Origin of the sequence: Sinorhizobium sp. M4_45 (assembly GCF_002885915.1) — a bacterium.
GTDB classification, from domain to species: domain Bacteria; phylum Pseudomonadota; class Alphaproteobacteria; order Rhizobiales; family Rhizobiaceae; genus Sinorhizobium; species Sinorhizobium meliloti_A.
This window is the reverse complement of record NZ_NWVE01000005.1, coordinates 263,302-289,334: the sequence shown is the minus strand read 5'-3', so window position 1 is coordinate 289,334 and position 26,033 is coordinate 263,302. Positions and strand designations below refer to the sequence as shown.

The window sequence follows — 26,033 nt, the reverse complement described above, 5'->3', positions numbered from 1 at the left end:
CATGTCGTTTCTGAAGATCACCAACCTGCGCAAATCCTACGGCGCTCTCGAGATCTTGAAGGACATCAACCTGGAGATCGAAGAAGGCGGCTTCCTCGTGCTCGTGGGCCCCTCCGGTTGCGGCAAGTCGACGCTTCTGAACACGATCGCCGGCCTGGAGCCGATCACCTCGGGCGACATCGCCATCAACGGCCGCTCGGTTTCGGGGCTGCACCCGTCGAAGCGCGACATCGCCATGGTATTCCAGTCCTATGCGCTCTATCCGAACATGACGGTGGCCGGGAACATCGCCTTCGGCATGGAGATCCGCGGCGTGCCGAAGGAGGAACGCGAGAAGGCGATCAAGCAGGTAGCCGAAATGCTGCAGATCGGCCATCTGCTCGACCGCAAGCCGAGCCAGCTTTCCGGCGGCCAGCGCCAGCGCGTCGCCATGGGCCGGGCGCTGGTGCGCAATCCCCAGGTCTTCCTCTTCGACGAGCCGCTCTCGAACCTCGACGCGAAGCTGCGCGTGGACATGCGCACCGAGATCAAGCGGCTGCATCACCGCATGAAGACGACCATCGTCTATGTGACGCACGACCAGATCGAGGCGATGACGCTCGCGACCAAGATCGCCGTCCTGAAGGACGGCGTGCTGCAGCAATTCGGATCGCCGGCGGAGATCTACAACAACCCCGCCAATATGTTCGTCGCCGATTTCATGGGATCGCCTGCGATGAACCTGCTCAAAGCGCAGATAGAAACCGCAGGCTCTCAAGTCTCGGTGACGCTGGAGCGGCCGAATGCCGAACCCCTGAGACTAGCCGTGCCGCAAAACGGCGCGCTCTCCGCCTATGCCGGCAGGGAGGTGGTCTTCGGCATCCGTCCGGAAGCGCTCACCGATCCGGACGGGGCGGATCGCAATGCTCAATTCGTCGCCGAAGGCGAATGCCTGATCGAGGTGGTCGAGCCGGCCGGCTCCGATACCTTTGCCGTCACGAGGCTCGGCGGCAAGGAAATCGTCGCAAGGCTCAGGGCCGATGCGCGCATTGCGCCGGGACAGACGTCACGGCTGGCCTTCAATCTCGACAAGGCCGTCTTCTTCGACCCGCAAAGCGAAAAGCGGATTGCATGAGGAAGACGATGGAGAGCCAGCCGGATATCGTCATCATCGGATCGGGGGTCGGCGGCGCAACCGTCGCTGCAGGCCTCGCCGCCTCGGGCGCCGAGATCCTGATCCTCGAAGCGGGCTCACATATCGAGGACCTGCCGGTCAATCGCGACCAGCGGGCGATCTTCCAGCGCGGCCATTTCCGCCCGAAGGAGACCTGGTACGAGGCGGGCGGCCCCGGCTTCAATCCCGGCAACTACTACAATGTCGGCGGCAATTCGAAGTTCTACGGCGCGGTGCTGACCCGCTACCGCCGTGAGGATTTCGAGGAAATGCAGCACCGGGACGGCGTCTCCCCCGCCTGGCCCTTTTCCTATGAGGAGCTCGAGCCGTGGTATTCCAAGGCAGAGCAGCTTTACCAAGTACGAGGCAAATTGGGCGAGGACCCGACGGAACCCGCTCATTCGAGCGGCTATCCCCATGGCCCGGTGCCGGACGAGCCTGCGATCGCCATGGTCCGTGAGCGCCTGGCCGAGATCGGCCTCCATCCCTATTCGCTGCCGCTCGGCGTCGATATCGAGCGCTGGCTCGCCAAGGGCAAGACGCCGTGGGACGCGCATCCGAACTCATCCGACGGCAAGATGGATGCCGAAACGGCGGCGCTGGCGGCGGCGCTTAAATTTCCGAATGTGCGGCTGCAGACCGGCTCGCGGGTGACGCGGCTCGCAACCGGGCCGGGCGGAAAGGCGATCGAAACCGTGCTCTACGCCAAGGACGGGGCGGAGCACCGTCTTTCGCCGAAGCTCGTCATTCTCTGCGCCGGCGCGGTGCAGTCGGCCGTACTGCTCCTGCGCTCTGCCGACGACAGCAACCCGACCGGGCTTGCCAACCGGTCCGATCAGGTCGGCCGCAATTTCATGAACCATAATTCGAGCGCCGTCGTAGCGCTCAGCCCCTGGTACCGCAACGATTCGGTCTATCAGAAGACCTTCGGCCTCAACGACTTCTATCTCTCCGACGGTGCGGGCGGGCCGCCGCTCGGCAATATCCAGCTTCTCGGCCGCATTTCCGGCGCGATCCTGAAGGCGAACATGCCGGCCATGCCGGAATGGCTGCTGAACCGGATGTCCGCCCGCGGCATCGACTTCTACGCCATGAGCGAGGACCTGCCGTCACCGGAGAGCCGCGTCATGGTCGACGGCGAGCGCGTCGTGCTGAAATGGGTGCGCACCAACTGGCAGGCCCATCTCGATCTCGTCGCCAAGCTGAAGGCGGTGCTGAAGAAAGCCGGCTTCCCGGTCGTGCTCGCGCGGGCCTTCGACAAACGGACGCCTTCGCATCAGTGCGGCACGGTACGGATCGGCAATGATCCCGGCCAGGCGCCGCTCGACGTTTATTGCCGCGCCTTCGATCACCCGAATCTCTTCGTCGTCGATGCCGGCTTCCTGCCGACCTCCGCCGCCGTCAATCCGGCGCTGACCGTCGCCGCCCAGGCGCTGCGTGTCGCCGATCATATCGTGAAACAGGATCTGCGGCCATGACCGATAAGGCACGCCCCGTCGCGATCGTCACCGGCGGCCGCCGCGGCATCGGGCTAGGGATCGCCCGGGCGCTCGCGGCGACCGGTTTCGACATCGCCATCACCGGCATTGGCGATGCGGAGGGTGTCGCTCCCGTAATCGCCGAACTCAACGGGCTCGGCGCCCGGGTGATCTTCCTGCGCGCCGATCTGGCCGACCTTTCGAGCCATCAGACGACCGTCGACGCGGCCGTCGCGGAATTCGGCCGGATCGACTGCCTTGTCAACAATGCCGGCATCGCCTCCATCGTGCGCGGCGATTTTCTCGATCTGAAGCCGGAGAATTTCGACACGATCGTCGGCGTCAATCTGCGCGGCACGGTGTTTTTCACGCAGGCCGTGCTGAAGGCGATGCTCGCGAGCGAGATTCAAGCGCGGCGCTCAATCATCAACATCACCTCGGTCTCGGCGGCGATGACGTCGCCCGAGCGGCTCGACTATTGCATGAGCAAGGCAGGCCTTGCGGCCTTCAGCCAGGGCCTGGCGCTGAGGCTCGCCGAGACCGGCATCGCGGTCTTCGAAGTCCGTCCCGGCATCGTCCGCTCGGACATGACGGCTGCGGTTTCCGGCAAATACGACGGGCTGATCGCAAGTGGCCTGGTGCCGATGCGGCGCTGGGGCGAACCCGAGGATATCGGCAATATCGTCGCCGGGCTTGCCGGCGGGCAGTTCGGTTTCGCCACGGGCTCGGTGATCCAGGCGGATGGGGGATTGTCGATCGGGCGCTTGTGAATTGTGTGCGGGCGTTCCCGTCACCCGGTCGTCGAGATTTGCCCCTCACCCTAACCCTCTCCCCGCGTGCGGGGAGAGGGGACGTGGCCACCGAAACGCCGGCGGTCATGGTTGCGAATGCGGCCACCGCGAGTCCCTTCTCCCCGCCTGCGGGGAGAAGGTGCCGGCAGGCGGATGAGGGGCATGGCGAGACAGCTGATACCGCGCCCGAAGCGCGTGACATTGAGGACATGTGAATGACCTACGACTACATCATCACCGGGGCCGGTCCGGCCGGCTGCGTGCTTGCCAATCGTCTGAGCGAGGATCCGGACGTCAGGGTGCTGCTGCTCGAAGCCGGCGGCGGCGACTGGAATCCGCTGTTCCACATGCCGGCCGGCTTCGCCAAGATGACGAAGGGGGTCGCCAGTTGGGGCTGGCACACGGTGCCGCAGAAGCACATGAAGGGCAGGGTGCTGCGCTATACCCAGGCCAAGGTGATCGGCGGCGGTTCTTCCATCAATGCGCAGCTCTATACCCGCGGCAATGCGGCCGATTACGACCTCTGGGCGAGTGAGGAGGGCTGCGCCGGCTGGGACTATCGCAGCGTGCTTCCCTATTTCAAGCGCGCCGAGGACAATCAGCGCTTCGCCGACGACTATCATTCCTATGGTGGCCCGCTCGGCGTTTCCATGCCGGTTTCGGCGCTGCCGATCTGCGACGCCTATATCCGCGCCGGGCAGGAACTCGGCATTCCCTACAACCACGACTTCAATGGCAAACAGCAGGCGGGCGTCGGCTTCTATCAGCTGACGCAGCGCAACCGCCGCCGGTCCTCCGCCTCGCTCGCCTATCTCTCGCCGATCAGGGATCGCCCGAATCTGACGGTGCGCACCGGTGCCCGCGTCGCGCGCATCGTGCTCGAGGGCAGGCGCGCCGTCGGGGTGGAAGTCGCGACGAAGAGGGGCGTCGAGATCATCCGCGCCGATCGCGAGGTGCTGGTCTCGTCGGGTGCGATCGGATCGCCGAAGCTGCTGTTGCAGTCCGGCATCGGCCCGGCCGATCACCTTCGATCCGTCGGCGTCGAGGTCAGGCACGATCTCGCCGGTGTGGGCGGCAATCTCCAGGATCATCTGGATCTCTTCGTCATCTCCGAATGCACCGGCGATCACACTTACGACGGCGTCGCCAGGCTGCACCGCACGCTCTGGGCCGGACTGCAATATGTGCTCTTCCGCTCCGGCCCGGTTGCCTCGTCTCTCTTCGAGACCGGCGGCTTCTGGTATGCCGATCCGAATGCCCGCTCGCCGGACATCCAGTTCCATCTCGGCCTCGGTTCGGGCATCGAGGCCGGCGTCGCCCGGCTCAAGAATGCCGGGGTCACACTCAATTCCGCCTATCTGCACCCGCGCTCGCGCGGCACCGTCCGGCTCTCCTCGGCCGACCCGGCGGCCGCGCCCCTGATCGATCCGAACTACTGGGAGGATCCGCACGATCGGCAGATGTCGCTCGAAGGTTTGAAGATCGCGCGGGAAATCATGCAGCAGCCTGCGCTGAAGCCCTTCGTCCTAGACGAACGTTTGCCGGGCAAGGATGTGCGCACCGAGGAGCAGCTCTTCGACTATGGCTGCGCCAACGCCAAGACCGACCACCACCCGGTCGGCACCTGCAGGATGGGGACCGACGCGGCGGCGGTGGTCGACCTGGAGCTCAGGGTTCGCGGGATCGAGGGGCTGCGCGTCTGCGACAGCTCGGTGATGCCGCGGGTCCCGTCCTGCAACACCAACGGCCCGACGATCATGATGGGTGAAAAGGGGGCCGACATCATCCGCGGATTGCCGCCGCTGCCCCCGGCCGTGTTCCAGCACGAACGTAACGACGCGCGCCCGCGGGCGCGCGCGGAGGTCCGCTGAAGGAGCGATCGGGCGTTGCAGTTTTGGGCGGCCGGTCGAAAAACGTTGCGGCGGCCGAAGGCGGCGTTCAAGGTGCCTCCGTATCTAGAAACTTCGGTCTGATTCCATGACGTCAATAGAGCCGCGCCCTTTTCTCATATCGCTTTTCGAGGCCGCCGTTGCCGCGGCCGATCCTGAAGCCGCCATTCGGGCGCACCTTCCGGCGCGGCCGAAGGGCCGCACGATCGTGGTCGGCGCCGGCAAGGCCGCGAGCCAGATGGCGGCCGCTTTCGAGCGGCTCTGGGACGGGCCGCTTGCAGGCGCCGTCGTTGCCCGCCACGGGCCCATAGAGAAATGCGAGCGGATCAGGGTCCTGCAATCGGCTCACCCGGTGCCGGACGAGGCGGGGCTTGCCGCGTCCTCGGCGCTCCTCGAAACCGTCGGGGGACTGACGGCGGATGATCTCGTGGTGGCGCTCATTTCCGGCGGAGGCTCCGCTCTCTTACCGGCCCCGCCCGGCGGCTTGACCCTGGAGGACGAGATCGCCGTCAACAAGGCGCTGCTTGCCTCCGGAGCACCGATTTCCGCCATGAATGTGGTGCGCAAGCATGCCTCGCGGATCAAGGGCGGGCGGCTTGCACTTGCCGCCGCCCCGGCGCGAGTCGTGAGCCTCGTCGTCTCCGACGTGCCCGGCGACAATCCGGCCTTCGTCGCCTCCGGCCCGACGGTGGCCGACCGGTCCAGTCTCGAAGAAGCGCGCGAGATCGTCGCGCGATACGCTATCGCCCTGCCCGAGCGGGTGACGGCGCATCTCGCTTCCGAAGCGGCGCGGGCACCCCGGCCCGACGATCCTGCATTCGGCGGCAACGAAGTGCACGTCATCGCCTCGGCGGCCGTTTCGCTGGAAGCGGCGGCGGCACGGGCGCGGGAAAGCGGCATCGAGGCGATGATCCTGTCGGATGCGATCGAGGGCGAGGCGCGCGACATCGGCCGTATGCATGCGGCGCTCGCGCGGGAAGTGGCCTCGCGCAACCGTCCCTTTTCGAAGCCGGTCGTGCTGCTTTCCGGCGGCGAGACGACAGTGACGATCTCCGGCGAAAGTTACGGGAAGGGCGGACGCAACAGCGAATTCCTCCTGTCGCTCGCGCTCGACATCGACGGCATCGGCGGTATCGATGCGCTTGCCGCCGACACCGACGGCATCGACGGATCCGAGGACAATGCCGGCGCCTTTGCCGACGGCGCAAGCGTCGGCCGGATGCGGGCGGCAGGCGCCGATCCCCGCGCTCACCTCGCGCGCCATGACGCCTGGACGGCCTTCGCGGCCAGCGGCGACCTGTTCGTACCCGGGCCGACGGGGACGAATGTCAATGATCTGCGGGCCATCCTGATACGCTGAAGCGACCCCTGGATGAATGTGAGAATGCCCCCTCCAAGGCGTCGGGAGGGGGCATTTAAACTATCTCAAGCGCCGTTATTTCACCCGCTTCAACGCATCGGCAAGGGTCGAGACGATCTCGCCGAAATGCTGCTTCTCCGCGATCAGAGGCGGCGAGAAGGCGATGATGTCGCCGGTGACGCGGATCAGCAGGCCCCGCTCGAAGCAATCGACGAAAACGTCATAGGCGCGAGCGCCGGGCGCGCCGTCGCGCGACTGGAGCTCGATACCGGCGATGAGGCCGATGGTGCGGATGTCGATGACATGCGGCAGGCCTTTCATGGAATGCATCGCCTCGTGCCAGTCGCCCTCGATTTCGGCGGCGCGCGTCATCAGGCCTTCGTCTCGATAGATGTCGAGCGTGGCGATGCCGGCGGCACAGGCGGCCGGATGTCCGGAATAGGTATAGCCGTGGAAGAGCTCGATCTGGCCTTCCGGGCCGTGCATCAGGGCGTCGTGCACCTTGCGGCTGGCAAAGACAGCGCCCATCGGGATCGCGCCGTTGGTAAGCCCCTTGGCGGTGGTGACGATGTCCGGCGTGACACCGAAATAGTCGGTCGCGAAGGCCGCACCGAGCCGGCCGAAACCGGTGATCACCTCGTCGAAAATCAGGAGAATGCCGTGCTTGTCGCAGATCGCGCGCAGCCGCTCGAGATAGCCCTTCGGCGGGATCAGCACGCCGGTCGAGCCGGCGACGGGCTCGACGATGCAGGCGGCGATCGTCTCGGCGCCGTGGAGCGCCACGAGCCTTTCGAGGTCGTCGGCAAGCTCGGCCCCATGCTCCGGCTGCCCTTTGACGAAGGCGTTCTTCGCCGGGTCATGGGTGTGGCGCAGATGGTCGGACCCGGGAAGCTGCGGGAAGACGCGGCGGTTGTTGACGATGCCGCCGACGGAGATGCCGCCGAAGCCGACGCCGTGATAACCGCGTTCGCGGCCGATGAGGCGGGTGCGCGTGCCTTGGCCGATCGAACGTTGATAGGCAAGTGCGATCTTCAGCGCTGTGTCCACGGATTCCGAGCCCGAGCCGGTGAAAAACACCCGGTCGAGCTTGGCGCCGACCGGGCCGGGCGCAATCTCGGCCAGCCGCTCGGCGAAGTCGAAGGCGATCGGATGTCCCATCTGGAAGGACGGCGCGAAGTCCATGGTCGAAAGCTGCCGCTCGACCGCGGCGGCGATCTGCCGGCGGCCGTGCCCGGCATTCACGCACCAGAGGCCGGCGGTGCCGTCGAGAACCGTCCGGCCGTCGACGCTGGTATAGTGCATGCCCTCAGCGGCGGCGAGCAGCCGGGGCGCCGCCTTGAACTGACGGTTGGCGGTGAAGGGCATCCAGTAGCTGTCGAGAACCGGAGCGTTGGGCTTGTTGTGGGCGTTCATGGCATCCTCCTGTCGTTAGCTGATTGACGCCATGATTTGGATTTCCGAACAAGTCCTTTTCTATGGCCATCTAAGCTATTGTATTTAAATAGGTCAGTTTGCTAGAATTTCGCTATTTCAAACAAGGGCAACACCGGGGTTCGCCATGAGCGTCGATATCGGCAACCGCCTGCGGCATGTTCGGCTGAGGCACAAGCTTTCCCAGCGCGAACTCGCCAAGAGGGCGGGGGTTACCAACTCCACCATCTCGTTGATCGAATCGAATGCATCGAACCCCTCGGTCGGCGCATTGAAGCGTATCCTCGACGGCATTCCGATCGGCCTTGCGGAGTTCTTCTCCTTCGAGCCGGAGAAGCCGCGCAGGGCTTTCTATGCGGCGGAGGAGCTGGTGGAGATCGGCAAGGGACCGATCTCCTATCGCCAGATCGGCGACAACCTTTTCGGCCGCAGCCTTCAGATCCTGAAGGAGTGCTACCAGCCGGGCGCGGACACCGGCAAGGTTCCGCTGGTGCATGAGGGCGAGGAAGGCGGGATCGTGCTTTCAGGCCGGCTGGAAGTGACCGTGGACGACGAGAGGCGCATCCTCGGGCCGGGCGATGCCTATTATTTCGAAAGCCGGCGGCCGCACCGCTTTCGCTGTATCGGACCGGTACCCTGCGAAGTGATCAGCGCCTGTACGCCGCCGACGTTTTGACCGGGCGAGAACGCCCCTCCCCACCCACCTCCCACCTGTGGGGAGGGGTTGGGGAGGGGGCCTTTTGAGGAGACTCCCGCCCTTCGCTTACGAAAGCCGCTCGCAGGCCGCCGCGATGCATTCGAGCGCCTCTTTCAGCTCCGCCTCCGAAGTCGCATAGGAAATGCGGAAAAAGGGTGAGAGGCCGAAAGCCGAGCCCGGGACGACGGCGACATGGGCGTCTTCCAGAAGATAGGCGCAGAAATCCGTATCCGTCTCGATCCTCTTGCCCGATGGCGTCACCTTGCCGAGAACGCCGGCGCAGCCGGAGAAAGTGTAGAAGGCGCCCTCGGGAACGCGGCAGTCGAGGCCGTCGATCGCGTTCAGGCCGTCGACCACGAGATCGCGGCGGCCCTGGAAGCTGGCTGTCCGTTCTTTCAGAAAGTCCTGCGGTCCGTTCAGCGCCGCGACCGAAGCCGCCTGGCTTATCGAAGAGGGGCAGGAGGTCGCCTGACTCTGGACGACGGCCATCGCCTTGATGAGCTCGCGCGGGCCGCCGGCATAGCCGATCCGCCAGCCGGTCATCGCATAGGCCTTCGAAACGCCGTTTACGGTCAGCGTGCGGTTCTTCAGGCCCGGCTCCAGCTGCGCGGGGGTGACGAAGCGGAAACCGTCATAGACGATGTGCTCATACATGTCGTCGACGAGCAGCCAGACATGCGGGTGCCTCAGAAGTACCTCGAGCAGCGGCCGGTAGTCGGCCGCACTGTAGGCGGCGCCCGACGGGTTGGAGGGCGAGTTCAAGAGCACCCATCGGGTCCGCGGCGTGATGGCCGCCTCCAGCTTCTCCGCCGTCAGGCGGAAGCCGGAAGAGGCGTCGCAGGCGATCAGAACGGGCTTGCCCTCGCAGATCTGGACAATGTCCGAATAGGAGGTCCAATAGGGCGTCGGAATGATGACCTCGTCGCCCGGATCGAGCGACGCCATCATGGCGTTGAAGAGGATCTGCTTGGCGCCGGTCGCGACCGTGATCTCGTCCAGCTCGTAGGCCAGCGCGTTCTCGCGCTGGAATTTCTCGCGGATAGCCTTCTTCAATTCCGGCGTGCCGTCGAGTGCGGTGTATTTCGTTTCGCCGCGGTGGATCGCATCCGAGGCGGCCCGCTTCACGTGTTCCGGCGTGTCGAAATCCGGCTCGCCGGCGCCGAGGATGATCACCGGCTTGCCTTCGCGCTTCATGGCGGCGGCGCGGGCGCCGATCTTCAGGATTTCCGAAACGCCGATCGAGGAAATCCGCGAGGCGGGCTGAAAGCCCGCCTCCTTGACCGTTGCATTGATGGTCATGGCCGATCCTGTTCGATTATTCGATGTCGAAAGAGACGCCCTGCGCCAGCGGCAGAGCCTTCGAATAGTTCACCGTGTTGGTGGCGCGCCGCATATAGGCCTTCCAAGCGTCGGAGCCGGATTCGCGGCCGCCGCCGGTCTCCTTTTCGCCGCCGAACGCGCCGCCGATCTCGGCGCCGGAGGTGCCGATATTGACGTTGGCGATGCCGCAATCCGAGCCGTCGGCCGCGAGGAACCGTTCCGATTCCTGCATGTCACGGGTGAAGATCGAGGAGGAAAGTCCGGCGGCAACCGCATTGTGCTCGGCGAGCACGGCGTCGAAGTCGCTGTACTTCATGACGTAGAGGATCGGCGCGAAGGTTTCTTCGAGAACCGGGCCTTCCTGCTTCGGCATTTCGACCAGTGCCGGCTTGACGTAATAGCCGTTCTCGTGGCCGAGATCGACGCGCTCGCCGCCGGTGACGGCACCGCCATGGCTCTTTGCCTCGGCGATCGCCTTCTGCATCCCGTCGAAGGCCGCCTTGTCGACGAGCGGCCCGACGAGTGCGGCCGATTCCAGCGGGTTGCCGACGGAGACCGACTGATAGGCCTTCTTCAGGCGCGGCACGAGCTGGTCGTAGACGCTTTCATGGACGAAGAGGCGGCGCAGGGTCGTGCAGCGCTGGCCGGCGGTGCCCATGGCCCCGAAAGCAATGGCGCGCAGCGCCATGTCGAGGTCTGCGGACGGGCAGACGATGCCCGCATTGTTGCCGCCGAGTTCCAGGATCGCACGGGCAAAGCGCTTGGCAAGCCGCGGACCGACCTCGCGGCCCATGCGGGTGGAGCCGGTCGCCGAGACCAGCGGCACCTTCGGATGGTCGACGAGGGCCTCGCCGATCGCACGGTCGCCGATCAGGACCTGCGACAGGCCTTCCGGAGCGTCGCCGAAACGGGCGATGGCGCGTTCCAGGATCGCCTGGCAGGCGAGCGCGGTGAGCGGCGTCTTTTCCGACGGCTTCCAGACGACGGCGTCACCGCAGACGAGCGCGAGCGCCGCATTCCACGACCAGACCGCGACGGGGAAGTTGAAGGCGGAAATGATGCCGACGACACCGAGCGGGTGCCAGGTTTCCATCATCCGGTGACCGGGACGCTCGGTGGCGATCGTCAGGCCGTAGAGCTGGCGGGAAAGGCCGACGGCGAAATCGCAGATATCGATCATCTCCTGCACTTCGCCGAGGCCCTCGGACGGGATCTTGCCGGCTTCGATCGAGACGAGGCGGCCGAGATCGGCCTTGAAGGCGCGCAGTTCCTCGCCGAGAAGCCGGACGAGCTCGCCGCGCTTCGGCGCCGGCACGAGACGCCAGACGCGGAAAGCCTCGTCGGCCTTCTCGATCTTCCTGGCGGCTTCAGCGGCAGACACGGTCTTGAGACTGGCGATCTTCTCGCCGGTGACCGGGCTGAAGGACGGCATGTCGCCGCCGGTGTAGAGGTCCTTGGCGACGCCCATTTTCTCGAGGAGCGCGGCTGCCTCGCTCGCGACGTCGATTTTCTTGGCTGCAATGTTCATGTGGTGACTCCCGTCTTGTAGCTGGCGCGATGACCTAACCGAAGCGCACGCTGCCGAGCTTGCCCGGCGAGGTGAGCGTCTTGAGGCCGGCCGCCATGTTCTTCAATTTTTCCGGCGTGTAGAGATCGTAATAAGCCTGATTGCGGCGGCCGAGCGCATGTTCCGCGCTGAAGCTGCCGTGATATTGCTCGACCGCGACCGCAAAGACCCAATCGCGCAGACGCTGCTCGAAGGTCGCATCGGCCAGTAGCGAACTATCCTTTGCGACGACCAGGTTGAAGTGAACGCCGCCGTCGCCGATATGGCCGAAATCGCAGACCGTGACGCCCGGAAATTTTTCCGGCATTTCCGCCTTCATATGGTCGCAGAAGACCATGATGTCACCCCTGCGGAAGGAGAGATCGAAAGCGATCAGCTTGCCGAGGTGCTTTACGCCCTCCGAAAGCGCATGGCGCAGCGACCAGATCTCGTGCGGCGGGCCGACGAGTGCATCGGCGAGCGGCGCCTCATCCATTTCCCATATCTCCGCGAGCACGCTTTCGAGAACCGCGTCGAGCGGCTGCTCGCCCTCGCGCGGGCTCGAGGTGCGGGAGATCTCGGCAAGGATCACGTAGTCGGGGACCTTGCCGCCCTGGAAGGGGTTCTTCAGCGCCGGCACATGGGCGAAGGCCGCGGCGATCGCGTTCGCCGACATTCCCTCGAAGGCCGAGAGATAGGCGCCGAGCCGCTCTTCCATGGCCTTCAGGAGCGGCAGGACATGCGCGCCGCTCGCCGGCACGAGGAAGGCGGTCGCCGTCTGCTTCGGCAGGCGCTCGAGATTGAGCACGCATTCGGTGACGATGCCGAAGGCGCCCGAGGTGCCGATGAAGATCTGCTTCCAGTCGATGCCGGTATTGTTCTTGCGCAGGTCCGAGCCGAGGTCGAGCACCGTGCCCGCTTCGTCGGCGAGGACCACTTTCAGACCCAGCATGTTGCGGCGCACGTCGCCATATTTGAGAAAGCGCGAGCCGCCGGTATTGGTGGCGGTCATGCCGCCGATCCGCGGGTCGGCGCCGAGATCGATCGGGAAGAACAGGCCGTGTTCCTCCAGCCGGCGGTTGAGCTCGGACAGGCGAAAGCCGGCGTCGACGCGCACTGAGCGATTGTCCACGTCGAGCGCAAACTGGCGGGTCAGCCGGTCGAGGCTGACGACGACCTCGCTGCCCGACTCGTCCGGCGTCGACCCCGAGACCAGGCCCGTATTGCCCGACTGGGGGATGAGGGCGATGCCGCTGCGGACGCAGTAACCGACGGCGGCCGAGACCTCTTCCGTCGTTGCCGGACGCAGGACGGCCGCCGCGCGGCCGCGGTCGTAGCGTGCGCCGGTCTCGTAAGCCTCCATGTCCTCCCGACGCGTGACGACGCCCTTGTCGCCAAGGAGCTTCGTCAATGCGTCGATATGGTGCTCGTCAATCATTGCCGGCGTATCACTCCGCTGCCATGGCGGCGGTAAGCGCCTTGAGGCAGCCTTCGATCGATGCCTGCTCGATGCCGGCATAGTGATCGAATTCGTTGAGGACGGCGACGCCGAGGTCGGTCTCGAAGCGCTTCTGGTTCGGGCTCGCCTCGAATTCCTGCTGCGCACCGTCGCCGAGGTTCGACTGGAAGATACCGGCGGCGCTGACGGGAAGGAAGTCCTCATAGACGATCGGATCGAACCGAATAAGACCGTCGGCGATCAGGGAATTGAGATCGCGCCGGCCGGGCAGCTTCGTCCGCCGGCCCTTCTCCGTCAGGGAATAGCTGAAATAGCCGAGGCCGGCCTGCCGGATTTCCGCCCAGCTGTCGGGGAAGGCCTCGAAGACCTGGGTCAAGGCCGCTTCGTATTCTCTGGCATTTGAACCATCGGCGGCCGGACGTACGATCTTGCGCGATTCGTCGAGCAGCCGGTCGTAGAGACCGCGGCCCTTCGGCGTCAAGGCGATGCCGCGCTGCTCGATCTCGCCGAAGCGGGCGGTATGCGAGCCGGTCTTCCAGCCGCCATCGGCGCCGCGGAAGGAAACCGGCTCTTCGAGCGCCTTGAAGGAGGTCTGGCGAAGCAGGACCGGGCACTTGCGTGTCGGCGGCCCTTCGACCACGGCCTTCGGGGCAATGCCATATTCCGGCATCAGCGCCTGGACGCGGTCGATGTCGAGCGTACGTGGCGTCAGATGGTTGATATGCGGCCCCTTGAAGGAGACCACGTCGGCGATCAGCCGGTGCGCATCGTGCAGGCGCTCGTACATGTCGGCGCCGACATTCGCCTCGTCGTGCCAGCGGAAGGTCTCGAGCACTTCGGCGACGAAACGGTCGGCATCGCGCTCGTCGAGGCCGCCGTCGCGCTCGGCCTTTTCGGTAAGATCGACCGCACCGGATGTGAAGATCCGGCGCTCTTTCAGGATCGCCTCCGCCTCGGCGCGAAGGGCCTCGTCGGCAATGAGGTCGAGCCTCAGAAGCGAGGTGAAGACGCGGAAGGGGTTGCGCTTCAGGGCCGCGTCTCCAACCGGCCGGAAGGCCGTGGAGTGGACCGGCACCCCGGCGGTCGACAGATCGTAGTAGCCGACCGGATACATGCCCATCACGGCAAATACACGGCGCATCATCGAAAGCTCCGCCGGCGTGCCGAGACGGATCGCGCCGTGACGCTCCTCGGAAATGCGTTCGAGCGAATCCGTCGCCTCCAGCCTCTCCTTGAGGGTGGCGTCGGCCGAGAGCGTTTCGCCGTTGACCCTTGCGACGAGCTCCATCAGCGTGCCGTAGGCGGGTACTTCTTCGCGGTACATCAGCGACATCGCAGCGGAAAAGGCCGAGCGGATATCGTCGGCGGATACGAAACTATTCTCTTTCACTGGGGCTCGCCTCGCGCTATGGATGAAGGACAAGGTCATTCTTAATTCTGATCATATCGGAAGGCTGTGAGCTTGGATCGCGCTGCTTCTGACTATGTTGATGCGAGGCTGGAATGAAGTTGAGCCGCCGACTGGTTCCCGACGTGACGACGCTGCAGGCCTTCGAATGCGCGGCGCGCCATGGCAGTTTCACCCAGGCCGCCGCGGAGCTCAATCTCACGCAGAGCGCCGTCAGCCGGCAGATCAAGGATCTCGAAAACCAGCTGGGCGTGCTGCTCTTCGAGCGGGTGCGCCAGCGGGTCATTCTTTCCGATGCGGGGCAGAAATTCCTGCCGGAGGTACGCCGGCTTCTGAACCAGACCGAAGAGCTGATGGTGCGCGCCATGGCGTCGGCGCGGGCCGACTCGAGCCTCTCCATCGCATCGCTTCCGACCTTCGGCAGCCGCTGGCTGGTGCCGCGCCTGCCCGATTTCCTGAGGCGCCACCCGGGCACCGTCGTCAATATCGCCTCCCGTTCGGAGCCGTTCGACTTCGAAGAGCAGAACTTCGACCTCGCGATCCATTACGGCCAGCCCGTCTGGGCGCGCGCCATTTGCAACTATCTCTGCAGCGAAGTCATCGTGCCGGCCGCCAGCCCGACCCTTCTCTCGATGCATCCGGTGGAGGCGCCTGCGGACATCGGCGGCGGCCCGCTGCTGCATCTGGCGACGCGGCCCAAGCTCTGGGCGCAATGGTTCGAGGTAAACGGCGTCGAACAGGACGGCGCCTATCGCGGCAACCGCTTCGATCAATTCTCGATGGTAATCGAGGCGGCGACTGCAGGTCTCGGTTTTGCCCTTTTGCCTCGCTATCTGATCGAGCAGGAACTTACCGCAGGCACCCTGCGGATCGTTCTCGATCGACCGATGCAGACGGAGAACAGCTATTATCTCGCCATTCCGGAAGGCAAGCTCGAAAATCCGATCAGTCGCGCTTTCCGGGAGTGGATCACCGAACAGGTCGGTGATCGGTCGCAGTAGCAAGTCCGGTTGAGGGCCTACGGATCTCAGCCTGCGGACGGGCTTACACCAGGAAGGGCGGACTTTGACAGAGATATCCATCGAATCGAGGGAGCTCGCCGGCCAGTCCGGCTCCTCGCGGTACGGGTCTCCGGAGCCGGCTGCGGGCGATGCTCGCATTCCTTGCAAGCTGCTGACATCACGGCTAAAAAATGCCATCTTCATGCACCACGCGGCCGTGAAATCCAGCGCGCCGCCGGCTTTGCGTTCGGCGCCTGCCTTCACCCATACTCTCTTCCCGGGACAATGACGGCGAAGGAGGGCACATGACCGTGTCTAGAAACGCGCCGGCGCCGTCTGCATCCTCGGGGTCGCAGCCACACCGGCAGAACAACGACAACCGGGCCGATCAGTCCCGAGTGGAACCAGAATCCGTACCCATGCTCCAGAACACAACGCAGTCCAACTTACCGCGCGAACCGGAAGCGAAGCAGATCGACTACAACGATTCGATCCGCTCGACCTATTTCTCGATCGACGACCTGCGAGCATGCGGCGCGAGCCTCGCCGAACACGGCACTTCCGCTCTGCCGGGCTTCTTTCCTTTCGAATTTCGCGTCCGCCATCGGGAGAACGAGAAGGAAATCCTGCGCGTCTACCGGGCGACCGCAGCCGACGTGGAAGCCGGCGCCTCGATCACGCCTGCAGCCGAATGGCTGCTCGACAACCACCACGTCGTCGAAGAGGCGATCCAGGAGGTACGGCGGGACTTTCCACGCCGTTTCTACCGGCAACTGCCGACGCTCTCGGTCTCCGGAACCGTCATCCCGCGCACGATGGCCCTTGCCTGGCTCTACGTTGCCCATACCCACAGTACCGTCACGCGGGAAAGCATCACCGCGATGGTGGGGGGCTTCCAGGAGCACGAGACCCTCAAGATCGGCGAATTGTGGGCGCTGCCGTCGATCCTGCGTTTCGTCCTCATCGAAAATCTGAGGCGCATCGCCATCCGCGTCGAGCGCTCGCGCGGCATGCGGCGGAAGGCGAACGAGGTCGCGGACCAGCTCATCCGGCTGAACGATCCGGAAGGCTGCCGGACGCTTCTGGTGGAGTCCGAGGCGCTTGCCGCCGACAACACCTTCATCGCACAGCTCCTTTACCGCATGCGTGACGGTTCCCAGAGCTCGGGTGCCGTCATCGCCTGGATCGAGGAGAGGCTGGAGAGGCGTGGCACCGACGTCGAGGAGGCGCTGGTAGCGGAGCAGAACCGCCTGTCGTCGGGCAACGCGACGATGAGCAATATCATCCGCAGTCTGCGCGAGATCGACGACACGGACTGGGCCGTCTGGTTCGAAAGCGTCAGCAAGATCGATGCGACGCTGCGCGAAGGGTCCGACTATGCGGCGCTCGATTTCGGATCGCGCAACACGTATCGCGACACGATCGAGAAGCTTGCCCGCCGGTCCGGCCACAGCGAGCATGAAGTCACGAAGATCGCGATCGAGATGGTCGAGGAGGCGAAGGCCGCCGCGGCCGTCGAAGCGCCTCTGCAGGAGCCGAATGTCGGCTCCTTCCTGGTCGGCAAGCAGCGGCTGGCACTCGAGAAGAGGATCGGCTATTCGCCCTCGATCTTCCAGCACATCATCCGGTCGGTCCGCAAGCTCGACTGGTTCGCCATAGCCGGGCCGAACATTCTCTTGACGATCCTGGCGATGATCGTCGTCTATGCCTTCGTCAGCCCGATGGATATTCCGAGCGGCGCGAAGCTGATCATGCTCCTGCTCTTCGCGCTGCCTGCCTCCGAAGGCGCGATGGGCCTGTTCAACACGGTCTTCACGCTGTTTGCCAAACCGTCGCGGCTGGTCGGTTACGAGTTTCTCGACGGAATACCCGAGGATGGACGTACGCTGGTCGTGGTGCCTTGCCTGATTGCCAAGCGCGATCATGTAGACGAGCTCGTGCGCAACCTCGAGGTTCACTATCTCGCCAATCCGCGCGGCGAGATCTATTTCGCGCTCCTGAGCGATTGGGCCGACAGCAAGTCGGAGGAGGCTCCTGCCGACACGGATGTTCTCGAATATGCCAAGCGCGAGATCGCGTCTCTCTCTGCCCGCTATGCCTATGACGGCAAGACGCGCTTCTTCCTGCTGCACCGCCGCCGCCTCTACAACGAGGCCGAGGGCGTGTGGATGGGATGGGAGCGCAAGCGCGGCAAGCTGCACGAGTTGAATCTGCTGCTTCGCGGCGACCGCGATACCTCCTTCCTTCAGGGCGCCAACACGGTGCCGGAGGGCGTGCAATATGTGATGACGCTCGACTCCGACACGCGTCTCATGCGCGACGCGGTGACCAAGCTCGTCGGCAAGCTCTATCACCCGATCAACCGGCCGGTCGTCAATCCGAGGACACAGGAGGTCGTGACCGGCTACAGCCTCCTGCAGCCGCGCGTGACGCCGTCGCTCACCACCGGCAGCGAGGCCTCGGCCTTCCAGCGCATCTTCACCATCAATCGCGGCATCGACCCTTACGTCTTCACCGTGTCGGACGTCTATCAGGACATTGCCGGCGAAGGCAGCTTCACCGGCAAGGGCCTCTATCATGTCGACGCCTTCGAGGCTGCTCTCAAGAGCAGGATCGAAGAAAATGCGGTGCTCAGCCACGACCTTCTCGAAGGTTCCTATGCGCGTTGCGCGCTGGTGACCGACATCGAGCTCGTCGAGGATTTTCCGATCCGCTACGAGGTCGAGATGTCGCGCCAGCATCGTTGGGCGCGAGGCGACTGGCAGCTCCTGCCGTATATCTTCAATCCGAAGAACGGCCTTTCGATGCTCGGGCGCTGGAAGATGTACGACAACCTGCGCCGCTCGCTCATTCCCGTCGCCTGGCTCGCCGCCTCGGTCATGGGCTGGTACTACATGGAGCCGACCCCGGCGCTGATCTGGCAGCTCGTGCTGATTTTCAGCCTGTTCGTCGCGCCGACACTGTCGCTGATCTCCGGGATCATGCCCCGGCGCAACGACATCGTCGCGCGTGCGCATCTCCACACGGTGCTGTCGGACATCCGCGCCGCCAACGCGCAGGTCGCGTTGCGCATCGTCTTCATCGCGCACAATGCGGCGATGATGGCCGATGCGATCGTGCGCTCGCTCTATCGCACCTTCGTCAGCCGCAAGCTGATGCTCGAATGGCGCACCGCCGCGCAGGTGCAGAGCGCCGGCCACGGTTCGATCGGCGACTACTTCCGCGCAATGTGGACGGCACCGGCGCTTGCGCTGGTGTCGCTGGCGCTTGCCGCCATCTCCGATACGGGGCTGCCCTTCATCGGGCTGCCCTTCGCCCTTATCTGGGCCGCCTCGCCCGCGGTCGCCTGGTTCGTGAGCCAGTCCGCCGAGACTGAAGACCAGCTCGCCGTTTCCGATGAGGCGATCGAGGAGATGCGCAAGATCGCCCGGCGGACATGGCGCTACTTCGAGGCGTTCGTCACCGCCGAGCAGAACTTCCTGCCGCCGGACAACTTCCAGGAAACGCCGCAGCCGGTACTCGCGGAGCGTACCTCGCCGACGAATATCGGCGTCTATCTCCTGTCGGTCATGTCGGCGCGCTCCTTCGGCTGGATCGGTTTCGAGGAGACGATCACGCGCCTCGAGCAGACGATCGCCACGATCGACCGCATGCCGAAATATCGCGGCCATCTCTTCAACTGGTATCGCACGCGCGGGCTCGAACCAATGGAGCCGCGTTATGTCTCCTCGGTCGACAGCGGCAACCTCGCCGGACACCTGATCGCGGTCTCGTCCATGTGCCGCGAATGGGCCGAAGCCCCATCCGCCCACGTCCAGGGCAATCTCGACGGCATCGGCGACGTCGCGGCGATCCTCAAGGAGGTGTTGAGCGAGCTTCCCGACGACCGCAAGACCGTACGGCCGCTGAGGCGCCTGATCGAGGAGCGCATCGCCGGCTTCCAGAACGCGCTTGCCGCGGTCAAGCGCGAGCGCGAATTCGCCTCCATCCGGGTGATCAACCTCGCGGTGCTCGCACGCGACATGCACAAGCTGACGGTCAATCTCGACCATGAGGTGCGCACCGTCCCCAGCGGCGAAGTGGCGACATGGGCGGGTTCGCTGGTGGCCGCCTGCGAGGCCCATATCGCCGACGGCGTCTTCGACCTCGGTGCCATCGAGGCTCTGCGCCAGCGTCTGCTGGTGCTCAAGGAGCGCGCACGCGACATCGCCTTCTCCATGGACTTCAGCTTCCTGTTCCGGCCGGAGCGGCGGCTGCTGTCGATCGGCTACCGGGTCAACGCCAACGAGCTCGACGAGGCCTGCTACGATCTGCTCGCCTCCGAGGCGCGGCTGACGAGCCTTTTCGCGATTGCCAAGGGGGATCTGCCGACCGAGCACTGGTACAAGCTCGGCCGTCCGATCGTGCCGATCGGCGCGCGCGGTGCGCTCGTCTCCTGGTCGGGTTCGATGTTCGAATATCTGATGCCGCCGCTCGTCATGCAGGAGCGGCAGGGCGGCATCCTCAACCAGACCAACAATCTGGTGGTCCAGGAGCAGATCAATCACGGCCGCCGGCTCGGGACGCCCTGGGGCATTTCCGAGGCGGCGTTTAATGCGCGCGACCACGAGCTGACCTACCAGTATACGAACTTCGGCGTGCCGACGCTGGGTCTGAAGCGCGGCCTCGGGCAGAATGCCGTCATCGCACCTTACGCGTCCATTCTCGCCTGCATGTACGATCCGAAATCGGCGCTCGCCAATCTGGCGCGGCTCCGGGAGGTCGGCGCCCTTGGGGCCTACGGCTATCACGACGCCGTCGACTTCACGCCGACGCGCGTGCCGGAAGGCCAGAAATGCGCCGTCGTGCGCAACTATTATGCCCATCATCACGGCATGTCGGTCGCGGCGGTCGCCAATGTCGTCTTCAACGGGCAGCTGCGCGAGTGGTTCCATGCCGATCCCGTCATCGAGGCCGCCGAACTCCTCCTGCAGGAGAAGGCGCCGCGCGACATTCCGGTGATGGCCGCCAAGCGCGAGCCGGAAGCGCTGGGCAAGGGCCAGGCCGATCTCCTGCGCCCCGAAGTCCGCGTCGTCGAAGACCCGATCAACCAGGATCGCGAGACGGTTCTTCTGTCGAACGGTCACTACTCCGTCATGCTGACGGCGACAGGGGCGGGTTATGCCCGCTGGAACGGTCAGGCGGTCACGAGATGGACTCCGGACCCGGTGGAGGACAGGACGGGGACCTTCATCTTCCTGCGCGACACGGTGACGGGCGACTGGTGGTCGGCGACGGCCGAGCCGCGGCGTGCGCCGGGCGAAAAGACCGTTACCCGCTTCGGCGACGACAAGGCCGAATACGTCAAGACCGTCGGCGATCTGACAAGCGAGGTGGAATGCATCGTCGCCACCGAGCACGATGCCGAAGGCCGTCGGGTTATCCTGCTCAACACGGGCACGGAAGACCGGTTCATCGAGGTGACGTCTTATGCCGAGCCCGTGCTTGCCATGGACGATGCCGACAGCTCGCACCCGACCTTCTCGAAAATGTTCATCCGCACCGAGATCAGCCGTCACGGAGACGTGATATGGGTCTCGCGCAACAAGCGCAGCCCTGGCGATCCGGACATCGAGGTCGCCCATCTCGTCACCGACAATGCCGGCAGCGATCGCCACACGCAGGCGGAGACCGATCGCCGGCGCTTCCTCGGCCAGGGCCGCACGATTGCCGAGGCGGCCGCATTCGACCCGGGCGCCACGCTTTCCGGCACCGACGGCTTCACGCTCGATCCGATCGTGTCGCTGCGTCGCGTCGTACGCGTGCCGGCGGGTAAGAAGGTGAGCGTCATCTTCTGGACGATCGCCGCCCCGGACAGGGAAGGCGTCGATCGGGCGATCGACCGCTACCGGCATCCGGAAACCTTCAATCACGAGCTCATCCATGCCTGGACCCGCAGCCAGGTGCAGATGCGCCATGTCGGGATCACCTCGAAGGAGGCCGCGAGCTTCCAGATGCTCGGCCGCTATCTTGTCTATCCGGATATGCACCTTCGCGCCGACACGGAGACCGTCAAGACCGGGCTTGCCTCGCAATCGGCGCTGTGGCCGCTGGCGATCTCCGGCGATTTCCCGATCTTCTGCCTCAGGATCAACGACGACGGCGATCTCGGCATCGCCCGCGAGGCCTTGCGGGCGCAGGAATATCTGAGAGCTCGCGGCATCACCGCCGATCTGGTGGTGGTCAACGAGCGCGCCTCCTCCTATGCGCAGGATCTGCAGCACACGCTCGACTCCATGTGCGAGAATTTGAGGCTTCGCGGCCTTTCGGACGGCCCGCGCCAGCACATCTTTGCGGTGCGCCGGGACCTGATGGAACCGGAAACCTGGTCGACGCTGATCTCGGCATCGCGGGCCGTCTTCCATGCCCGCAACGGCACGATCTCGGATCAGATAGCCCGCGCCACATCGCTCTACTCCAAACCTTCCGAAAAGAAGGAGGAGGGCGCCGAGATGCTGCTGCCGGTGATACGGGAGACCGACGAGCCGGTGGCGGTCGAACTCGACGGCGGCGACCTGGATTACTGGAACGGCTTCGGCGGCTTTGCCGAGGACGGCCGCGAATATGCCGTGCGGCTGCGCGGAGGCGAGGCGACGCCGCAACCCTGGATCAACGTCATCTCCAACGAGCAATTCGGCTTCCATATCTCCGCCGAAGGTGCGGCCTTCTCCTGGAGCCGCAATTCCCGCGACTATCAGTTGACGCCCTGGAGCAACGATGCGGTCGTCAATCGTCCGGGCGAGGCGATCTTCGTGCGCGACATGGAAAACGGCGCGGTGCTGACGCCCTATGCCGCACTGTCGCGACGCAAGTCCGCCCGGTTCGAGACCCGTCACGGCCTCGGCTATTCGCGCTTTCTCAGCACGCAGGACGAGCTCGAGATCGAGGCCATGCATACGATCCACAGGAGCCTGCCGGCCAAGCTCGTCCGGCTGACGATCCGCAACCGCAGTTCGGCCGCACGCAAGCTGCGCGTCTACGGCTATGCGGAGTGGGTGCTCGGCAACAATCGCAGCCGTACCGCGCCCTTCGTCCTCAGCGAGTGGGACGAAAGCGCGAAGACGCTCGTCGCCACCAATCCCTACAGCATCGACTATCCGGGCCGGTGCGCGTTCTTCGCCAGCGACGGAGATATCGCCGGCTATACGGCGAGCCGGCGGGAATTCCTTGGCCGGGCCGGAGGAATCCTCGCCCCGCAGGCAGTGGTCGCCGGCGCCGAGCTCACCGGATCGACGGATGTGGACGGGGATGCCTGCGCGGCGCTCGCGACGGATCTCACCATCGAGGCGGGGGTGGAGCGACAGGTCACCTTCTTCCTCGGTGATGCCGACAATTCCGATCAGGTGCAGGCGGTGCTGGAGGAACTCAGGGCGGACAGTTTCGACGCTGCGCTCGAGGCGGCGAAGGCGTTCTGGGGTGATTTCACCGGAGTCGTGAAGGTGGAGACGCCCGATCGCGCCTTCAACCACATGATCAACCACTGGCTTCCCTACCAGGCGCTCGGCTGCCGGATCATGGCACGCTCGGCCTTCTACCAGGCAAGCGGTGCCTTCGGTTTCCGCGATCAGCTGCAGGATACGCTTGCCTTCCTCATCCATCGGCCGGCGCTTGCCCGTGCGCAGATCCTCAATGCCGCGGCGCGGCAGTTCGTCGAAGGCGACGTGCAGCATTGGTGGCTGCCCGGCACGGACGCGGGCGTCCGCACGATGATCTCGGACGACGTGGTCTGGCTCGCTCATGCGGTTGCGCATTATTGCGCCGTCACCGGCGAGGAAGACATCCTCAAGGAGAAAGTTCCTTTCATTACCGGGCCGGCTCTGGAAGAAGGCCAGCACGACAGCTTCTACAAGCCGGATGTGGCCGACGAGGTGGGCGACGTCTACGAGCATTGCGCCCGTGCGGTCGATCTCGCCATCCGCCGGACCGGCGCCAACGGTCTGCCGCTCATTCTCGGCGGCGACTGGAACGACGGCATGAACCGTGTCGGGGAGGCCGGAAAGGGCACGAGCGTCTGGCTCGGCTGGTTCCTGGCAGGCACCCTGCGCGCGTTCCTGCCCTATGCCCGTGCCCGCAAGGACAAGCCGCGCCTGGCCCTATGGGAGCGGCATCTCGAAGCACTGAAGGATGCGCTCGAACAGGCAGGCTGGGACGGCGATTACTATCGCCGCGGCTATTACGACGACGGCACGCCGCTCGGATCGGCGGAGAACGGCGAGTGCCGCATCGATTCGATCGCGCAATCCTGGAGCACGCTTTCGGGAGAGGGCGACAAGGAGCGTTCTCTGCGCGCGATGGACGCGGTGATGGCGGAGCTCGTAGATCCCGAAAAGCGCATCGTCCGGCTGTTCACGCCGCCGCTCGAGACGACGAAGCAGGACCCGGGCTACATCAAGGCCTATCCCCCGGGCGTGCGGGAGAATGGCGGGCAATATACCCACGCGGCCACCTGGGTGGTGCTGGCATTCGCCGCCCAGGAGCGGGCGGAAGAGGCCTGGCGCACCTTCAGCATGCTCAACCCCGTGTCGCATGCTCTCAGCCAGGAGGACGCCGAGCATTATCGTGTCGAGCCCTATGTGGTTGCTGCCGATATCTATGGAGAAGGCGCGCTTGCCGGCCGCGGCGGCTGGACCTGGTACACGGGCTCCGCCGGCTGGCTCTACCGCGCCGGTGTCGAGGGGATTCTCGGCATCCGCAAGCGGGGCGACAAGCTCTTGATCCGGCCCGTCCTACCCTCCGAATGGCCGGGCTATTCGGCCGAAGTGCGCGTGAACGGCACCACGCACCGGATTTCCGTCAGCCGCGATCCAAAAACTGGCGAACCGGTCGTAAGCGTAAATAATAGTGTCACAGAAAACGCGCATGAAGGGGTTTTGCTGTAGCTGCCGGCTTGAAGCACGAGCTGAACCGGCTTTGTTTTCTTGGATCACGATGACTTGGATCGAACGACCCAAAGCAATCGTGATCCGATCCAACAAGTCGAGCGGAATGCAGGGCGCAAAACGGTACACACTTTTCCTCATTCCGCTCGGAGGCAAGGCCGGCTTTTCTTTGCCGTGTCAGGTTCGTCATTCATTCATGGCGTCGGCGCCGCCCGCATCGGGCCGGCACGGCGGCGCCGGTTTCAACAGGGGTGGGGCGGGGCGCCAAATCCCGGATATGAACGCGCATGCTGCAGAAGACCTTTGAGGGCGGCAACGATCAGAGAGGGGTCGCCCCTCCGATGCCGACCGGGCGCGACACACGCCTCGACGTTTTTCGGGCACTTTGCCTGCTGACCATCTTCGTCAACCATGTACCGGGCCAGTATCTCGAATATCTGACCCACAAGAACTTCGGCTTTTCCGATTCGGCAGAGGCCTTCGTGCTGATTTCCGGCCTGTCGGTGGGGGCGGCCTATTCCGGCAAGTTCCTGGCCGGCGGCCGGCTCGCCCTCACGCTGAAGATATGGCGGCGCGCCCTGGCGCTCTATGTTGCGCACATCATGACGAGCGTGGTGACGCTTGCGATCTTCGCCGGCGGCGCCCTCTATTTCGGCCGTCAGGAGCTGATCGGCGAGATCAACATCCGGCCGATCGTCGAGCAGACGGAGCAGGGGATCGTCGCCATGGTGCTGCTCGGGCACCAGCTCGGCTACAACAACATTCTGTCGATGTATGCGGTGCTGTTCCTGCTGCTGCCCGGGTTTCTGTGGCTGAATGCCGTGCGCCCCAGATTGCTGTTCGCGTTTTCCGCGACGCTCTGGCTCGCTGCCGGCTGCTTCAAAATGGTGCCCTATAACTTTCTCGACGACGGCTACTGGTTCCTCAATCCCTGGTCCTGGCAGTTCCTGTTCGTGATCGGCATTCTGTGCATGAGCCATGTGCGGCGGGGCGGGAGTCTCCCGCGGAGCCCCTGGCTTCTCGGCCTTTCCGTCGCCTATCTCGCGATTTCCGCCTTCTGGGTGCTGTTTTCCTGGTGGAACATCGATCTCTCCTTCGGCCTGCCTGCGGTGCTGACCGGCTTCGACAAGACCTTCCTGTCGCTGACGCGGCTGCTGCATGTGCTGGCGCTCGCCTATATTCTCGCAACCGTCCCCGTCTTCAGCCGGCTGACGCGGGTCGGAAGCAACCACCCCCTGGTGATGATCGGGCGCCATTCGCTTGCCGTCTTTATTTTCGGGACGATCCTCGCAATGGCGGGCCAGGTGCTGCTTCTCGTCACCGACCGGGACCGGATCATCGGCACGATCTTCGTCATCGGCGGCATCGGCCTGCACTTCGCCTATGCCTATTACCTCGAATGGCTGAAGGAGGTCTCCGTGGCGCCGCCACTGAAGGCGGCGTGAGGGACCCTTATCCGCACGCCGGGAGGAGAGTCGTCCCCTCCCGGCGTGGCCGTATGTCACAGTCCGCGCAACCGTTCGATGGATTTGCCCTTGCGCTCATGACGCTCTCGGATCTCGCGACCTTCCCGGTCACATAG

At 64.8% G+C, this 26,033-nt stretch carries 14 protein-coding genes; 9 read left to right on the top strand and 5 right to left on the bottom strand.

Annotated features, from left to right (window positions below):
- Position 1 precedes the first annotated feature (1 nt).
- The 5 genes from CN933_RS16555 to CN933_RS16530 all read left to right on the top strand — a co-directional run bounded on the left by CN933_RS16555 (position 2) and on the right by CN933_RS16530 (position 6,671).
- Positions 2-1,114, top strand: coding sequence for an ABC transporter ATP-binding protein (locus tag CN933_RS16555; RefSeq protein WP_018098732.1), 1,113 nt, complete (start codon positions 2-4; stop codon positions 1,112-1,114).
- Entirely contained in the window at positions 1,111-2,631 is a 1,521-nt protein-coding gene (locus CN933_RS16550) for a GMC oxidoreductase (protein WP_018098733.1), read from the top strand. Before CN933_RS16555 ends, CN933_RS16550 begins: the two co-directional genes overlap by 4 nt.
- Complete coding sequence (locus CN933_RS16545; RefSeq protein WP_018098734.1) at positions 2,628-3,401, top strand: 3-ketoacyl-ACP reductase; 774 nt, start codon at positions 2,628-2,630, stop codon at positions 3,399-3,401. The genes CN933_RS16550 and CN933_RS16545 overlap by 4 nt, the downstream gene beginning before the upstream one ends.
- 236 nt (positions 3,402-3,637) lie before the next feature.
- The gene (locus CN933_RS16535) at positions 3,638-5,293 is read left to right on the top strand and encodes a GMC family oxidoreductase (protein ID WP_026169016.1); all 1,656 of its coding nucleotides are present in this window, start codon (positions 3,638-3,640) and stop codon (positions 5,291-5,293) included.
- A gap of 106 nt (positions 5,294-5,399) precedes the next feature.
- Positions 5,400-6,671, top strand: coding sequence for a glycerate kinase type-2 family protein (locus CN933_RS16530; RefSeq protein ID WP_018098735.1), 1,272 nt, complete (start codon positions 5,400-5,402; stop codon positions 6,669-6,671).
- Positions 6,672-6,746: 75 nt separating this feature from the next.
- Here CN933_RS16530 and aptA read toward each other — a convergent pair whose 3' ends face one another.
- Positions 6,747-8,084, bottom strand: coding sequence for an omega-aminotransferase AptA (aptA, locus tag CN933_RS16525; protein ID WP_018098736.1), 1,338 nt, complete (start codon positions 8,082-8,084; stop codon positions 6,747-6,749).
- A 145-nt stretch (positions 8,085-8,229) separates the two neighbouring features.
- On the opposite strand from aptA, the gene relB reads away from it, so the two are divergent.
- Positions 8,230-8,778 carry a type II toxin-antitoxin system RelB family anti-toxin gene (gene relB / locus CN933_RS16520; protein ID WP_018098737.1) on the top strand — a complete coding sequence of 183 codons (549 nt, stop codon included), beginning with the start codon at positions 8,230-8,232 and terminating at the stop codon, positions 8,776-8,778.
- 87 nt (positions 8,779-8,865) lie between these two features.
- On the opposite strand, the gene CN933_RS16515 is transcribed toward relB, so the two are convergent.
- Genes CN933_RS16515 through hglS form a run of 4 tightly spaced genes read right to left on the bottom strand, consistent with a single transcriptional unit; the run spans position 8,866 to position 14,514 of the window.
- Entirely contained in the window at positions 8,866-10,098 is a 1,233-nt protein-coding gene (locus tag CN933_RS16515) for a pyridoxal phosphate-dependent aminotransferase (protein WP_018098738.1), read from the bottom strand.
- 16 nt (positions 10,099-10,114) lie between these two features.
- Positions 10,115-11,647 carry an L-piperidine-6-carboxylate dehydrogenase gene (gene amaB / locus CN933_RS16510; protein ID WP_018098739.1) on the bottom strand — a complete coding sequence of 511 codons (1,533 nt, stop codon included), beginning with the start codon at positions 11,645-11,647 and terminating at the stop codon, positions 10,115-10,117.
- A 34-nt stretch (positions 11,648-11,681) separates the two neighbouring features.
- A complete protein-coding gene (locus CN933_RS16505; protein ID WP_018098740.1) occupies positions 11,682-13,103 on the bottom strand; it encodes an FAD-binding oxidoreductase in 1,422 nt (473 codons plus the stop codon).
- 10 nt (positions 13,104-13,113) lie between these two features.
- Positions 13,114-14,514 (bottom strand): 2-oxoadipate dioxygenase/decarboxylase HglS, encoded by a 1,401-nt coding sequence (gene hglS / locus CN933_RS16500; protein ID WP_018098741.1) that lies wholly within the window; start codon positions 14,512-14,514, stop codon positions 13,114-13,116.
- Between the two features lie 113 nt (positions 14,515-14,627).
- Here hglS and CN933_RS16495 point away from each other — a divergent pair, with 113 nt between their 5' ends.
- The 3 genes from CN933_RS16495 to CN933_RS16480 all read left to right on the top strand — a co-directional run bounded on the left by CN933_RS16495 (position 14,628) and on the right by CN933_RS16480 (position 25,896).
- A complete protein-coding gene (locus CN933_RS16495; RefSeq protein WP_018098742.1) occupies positions 14,628-15,533 on the top strand; it encodes a LysR family transcriptional regulator in 906 nt (301 codons plus the stop codon).
- A 419-nt stretch (positions 15,534-15,952) separates the two neighbouring features.
- Positions 15,953-24,451, top strand: a complete 8,499-nt coding sequence (gene ndvB / locus CN933_RS16485; RefSeq protein ID WP_437405734.1) for a cyclic beta-(1,2)-glucan synthase — start codon at positions 15,953-15,955, stop codon at positions 24,449-24,451.
- Positions 24,452-24,738: 287 nt separating this feature from the next.
- On the top strand, positions 24,739-25,896 hold the full coding sequence (locus CN933_RS16480) for an OpgC family protein (RefSeq protein WP_018098744.1): 1,158 nt from the start codon (positions 24,739-24,741) through the stop codon (positions 25,894-25,896).
- The last annotated feature ends 137 nt before the right edge of the window (positions 25,897-26,033 follow it).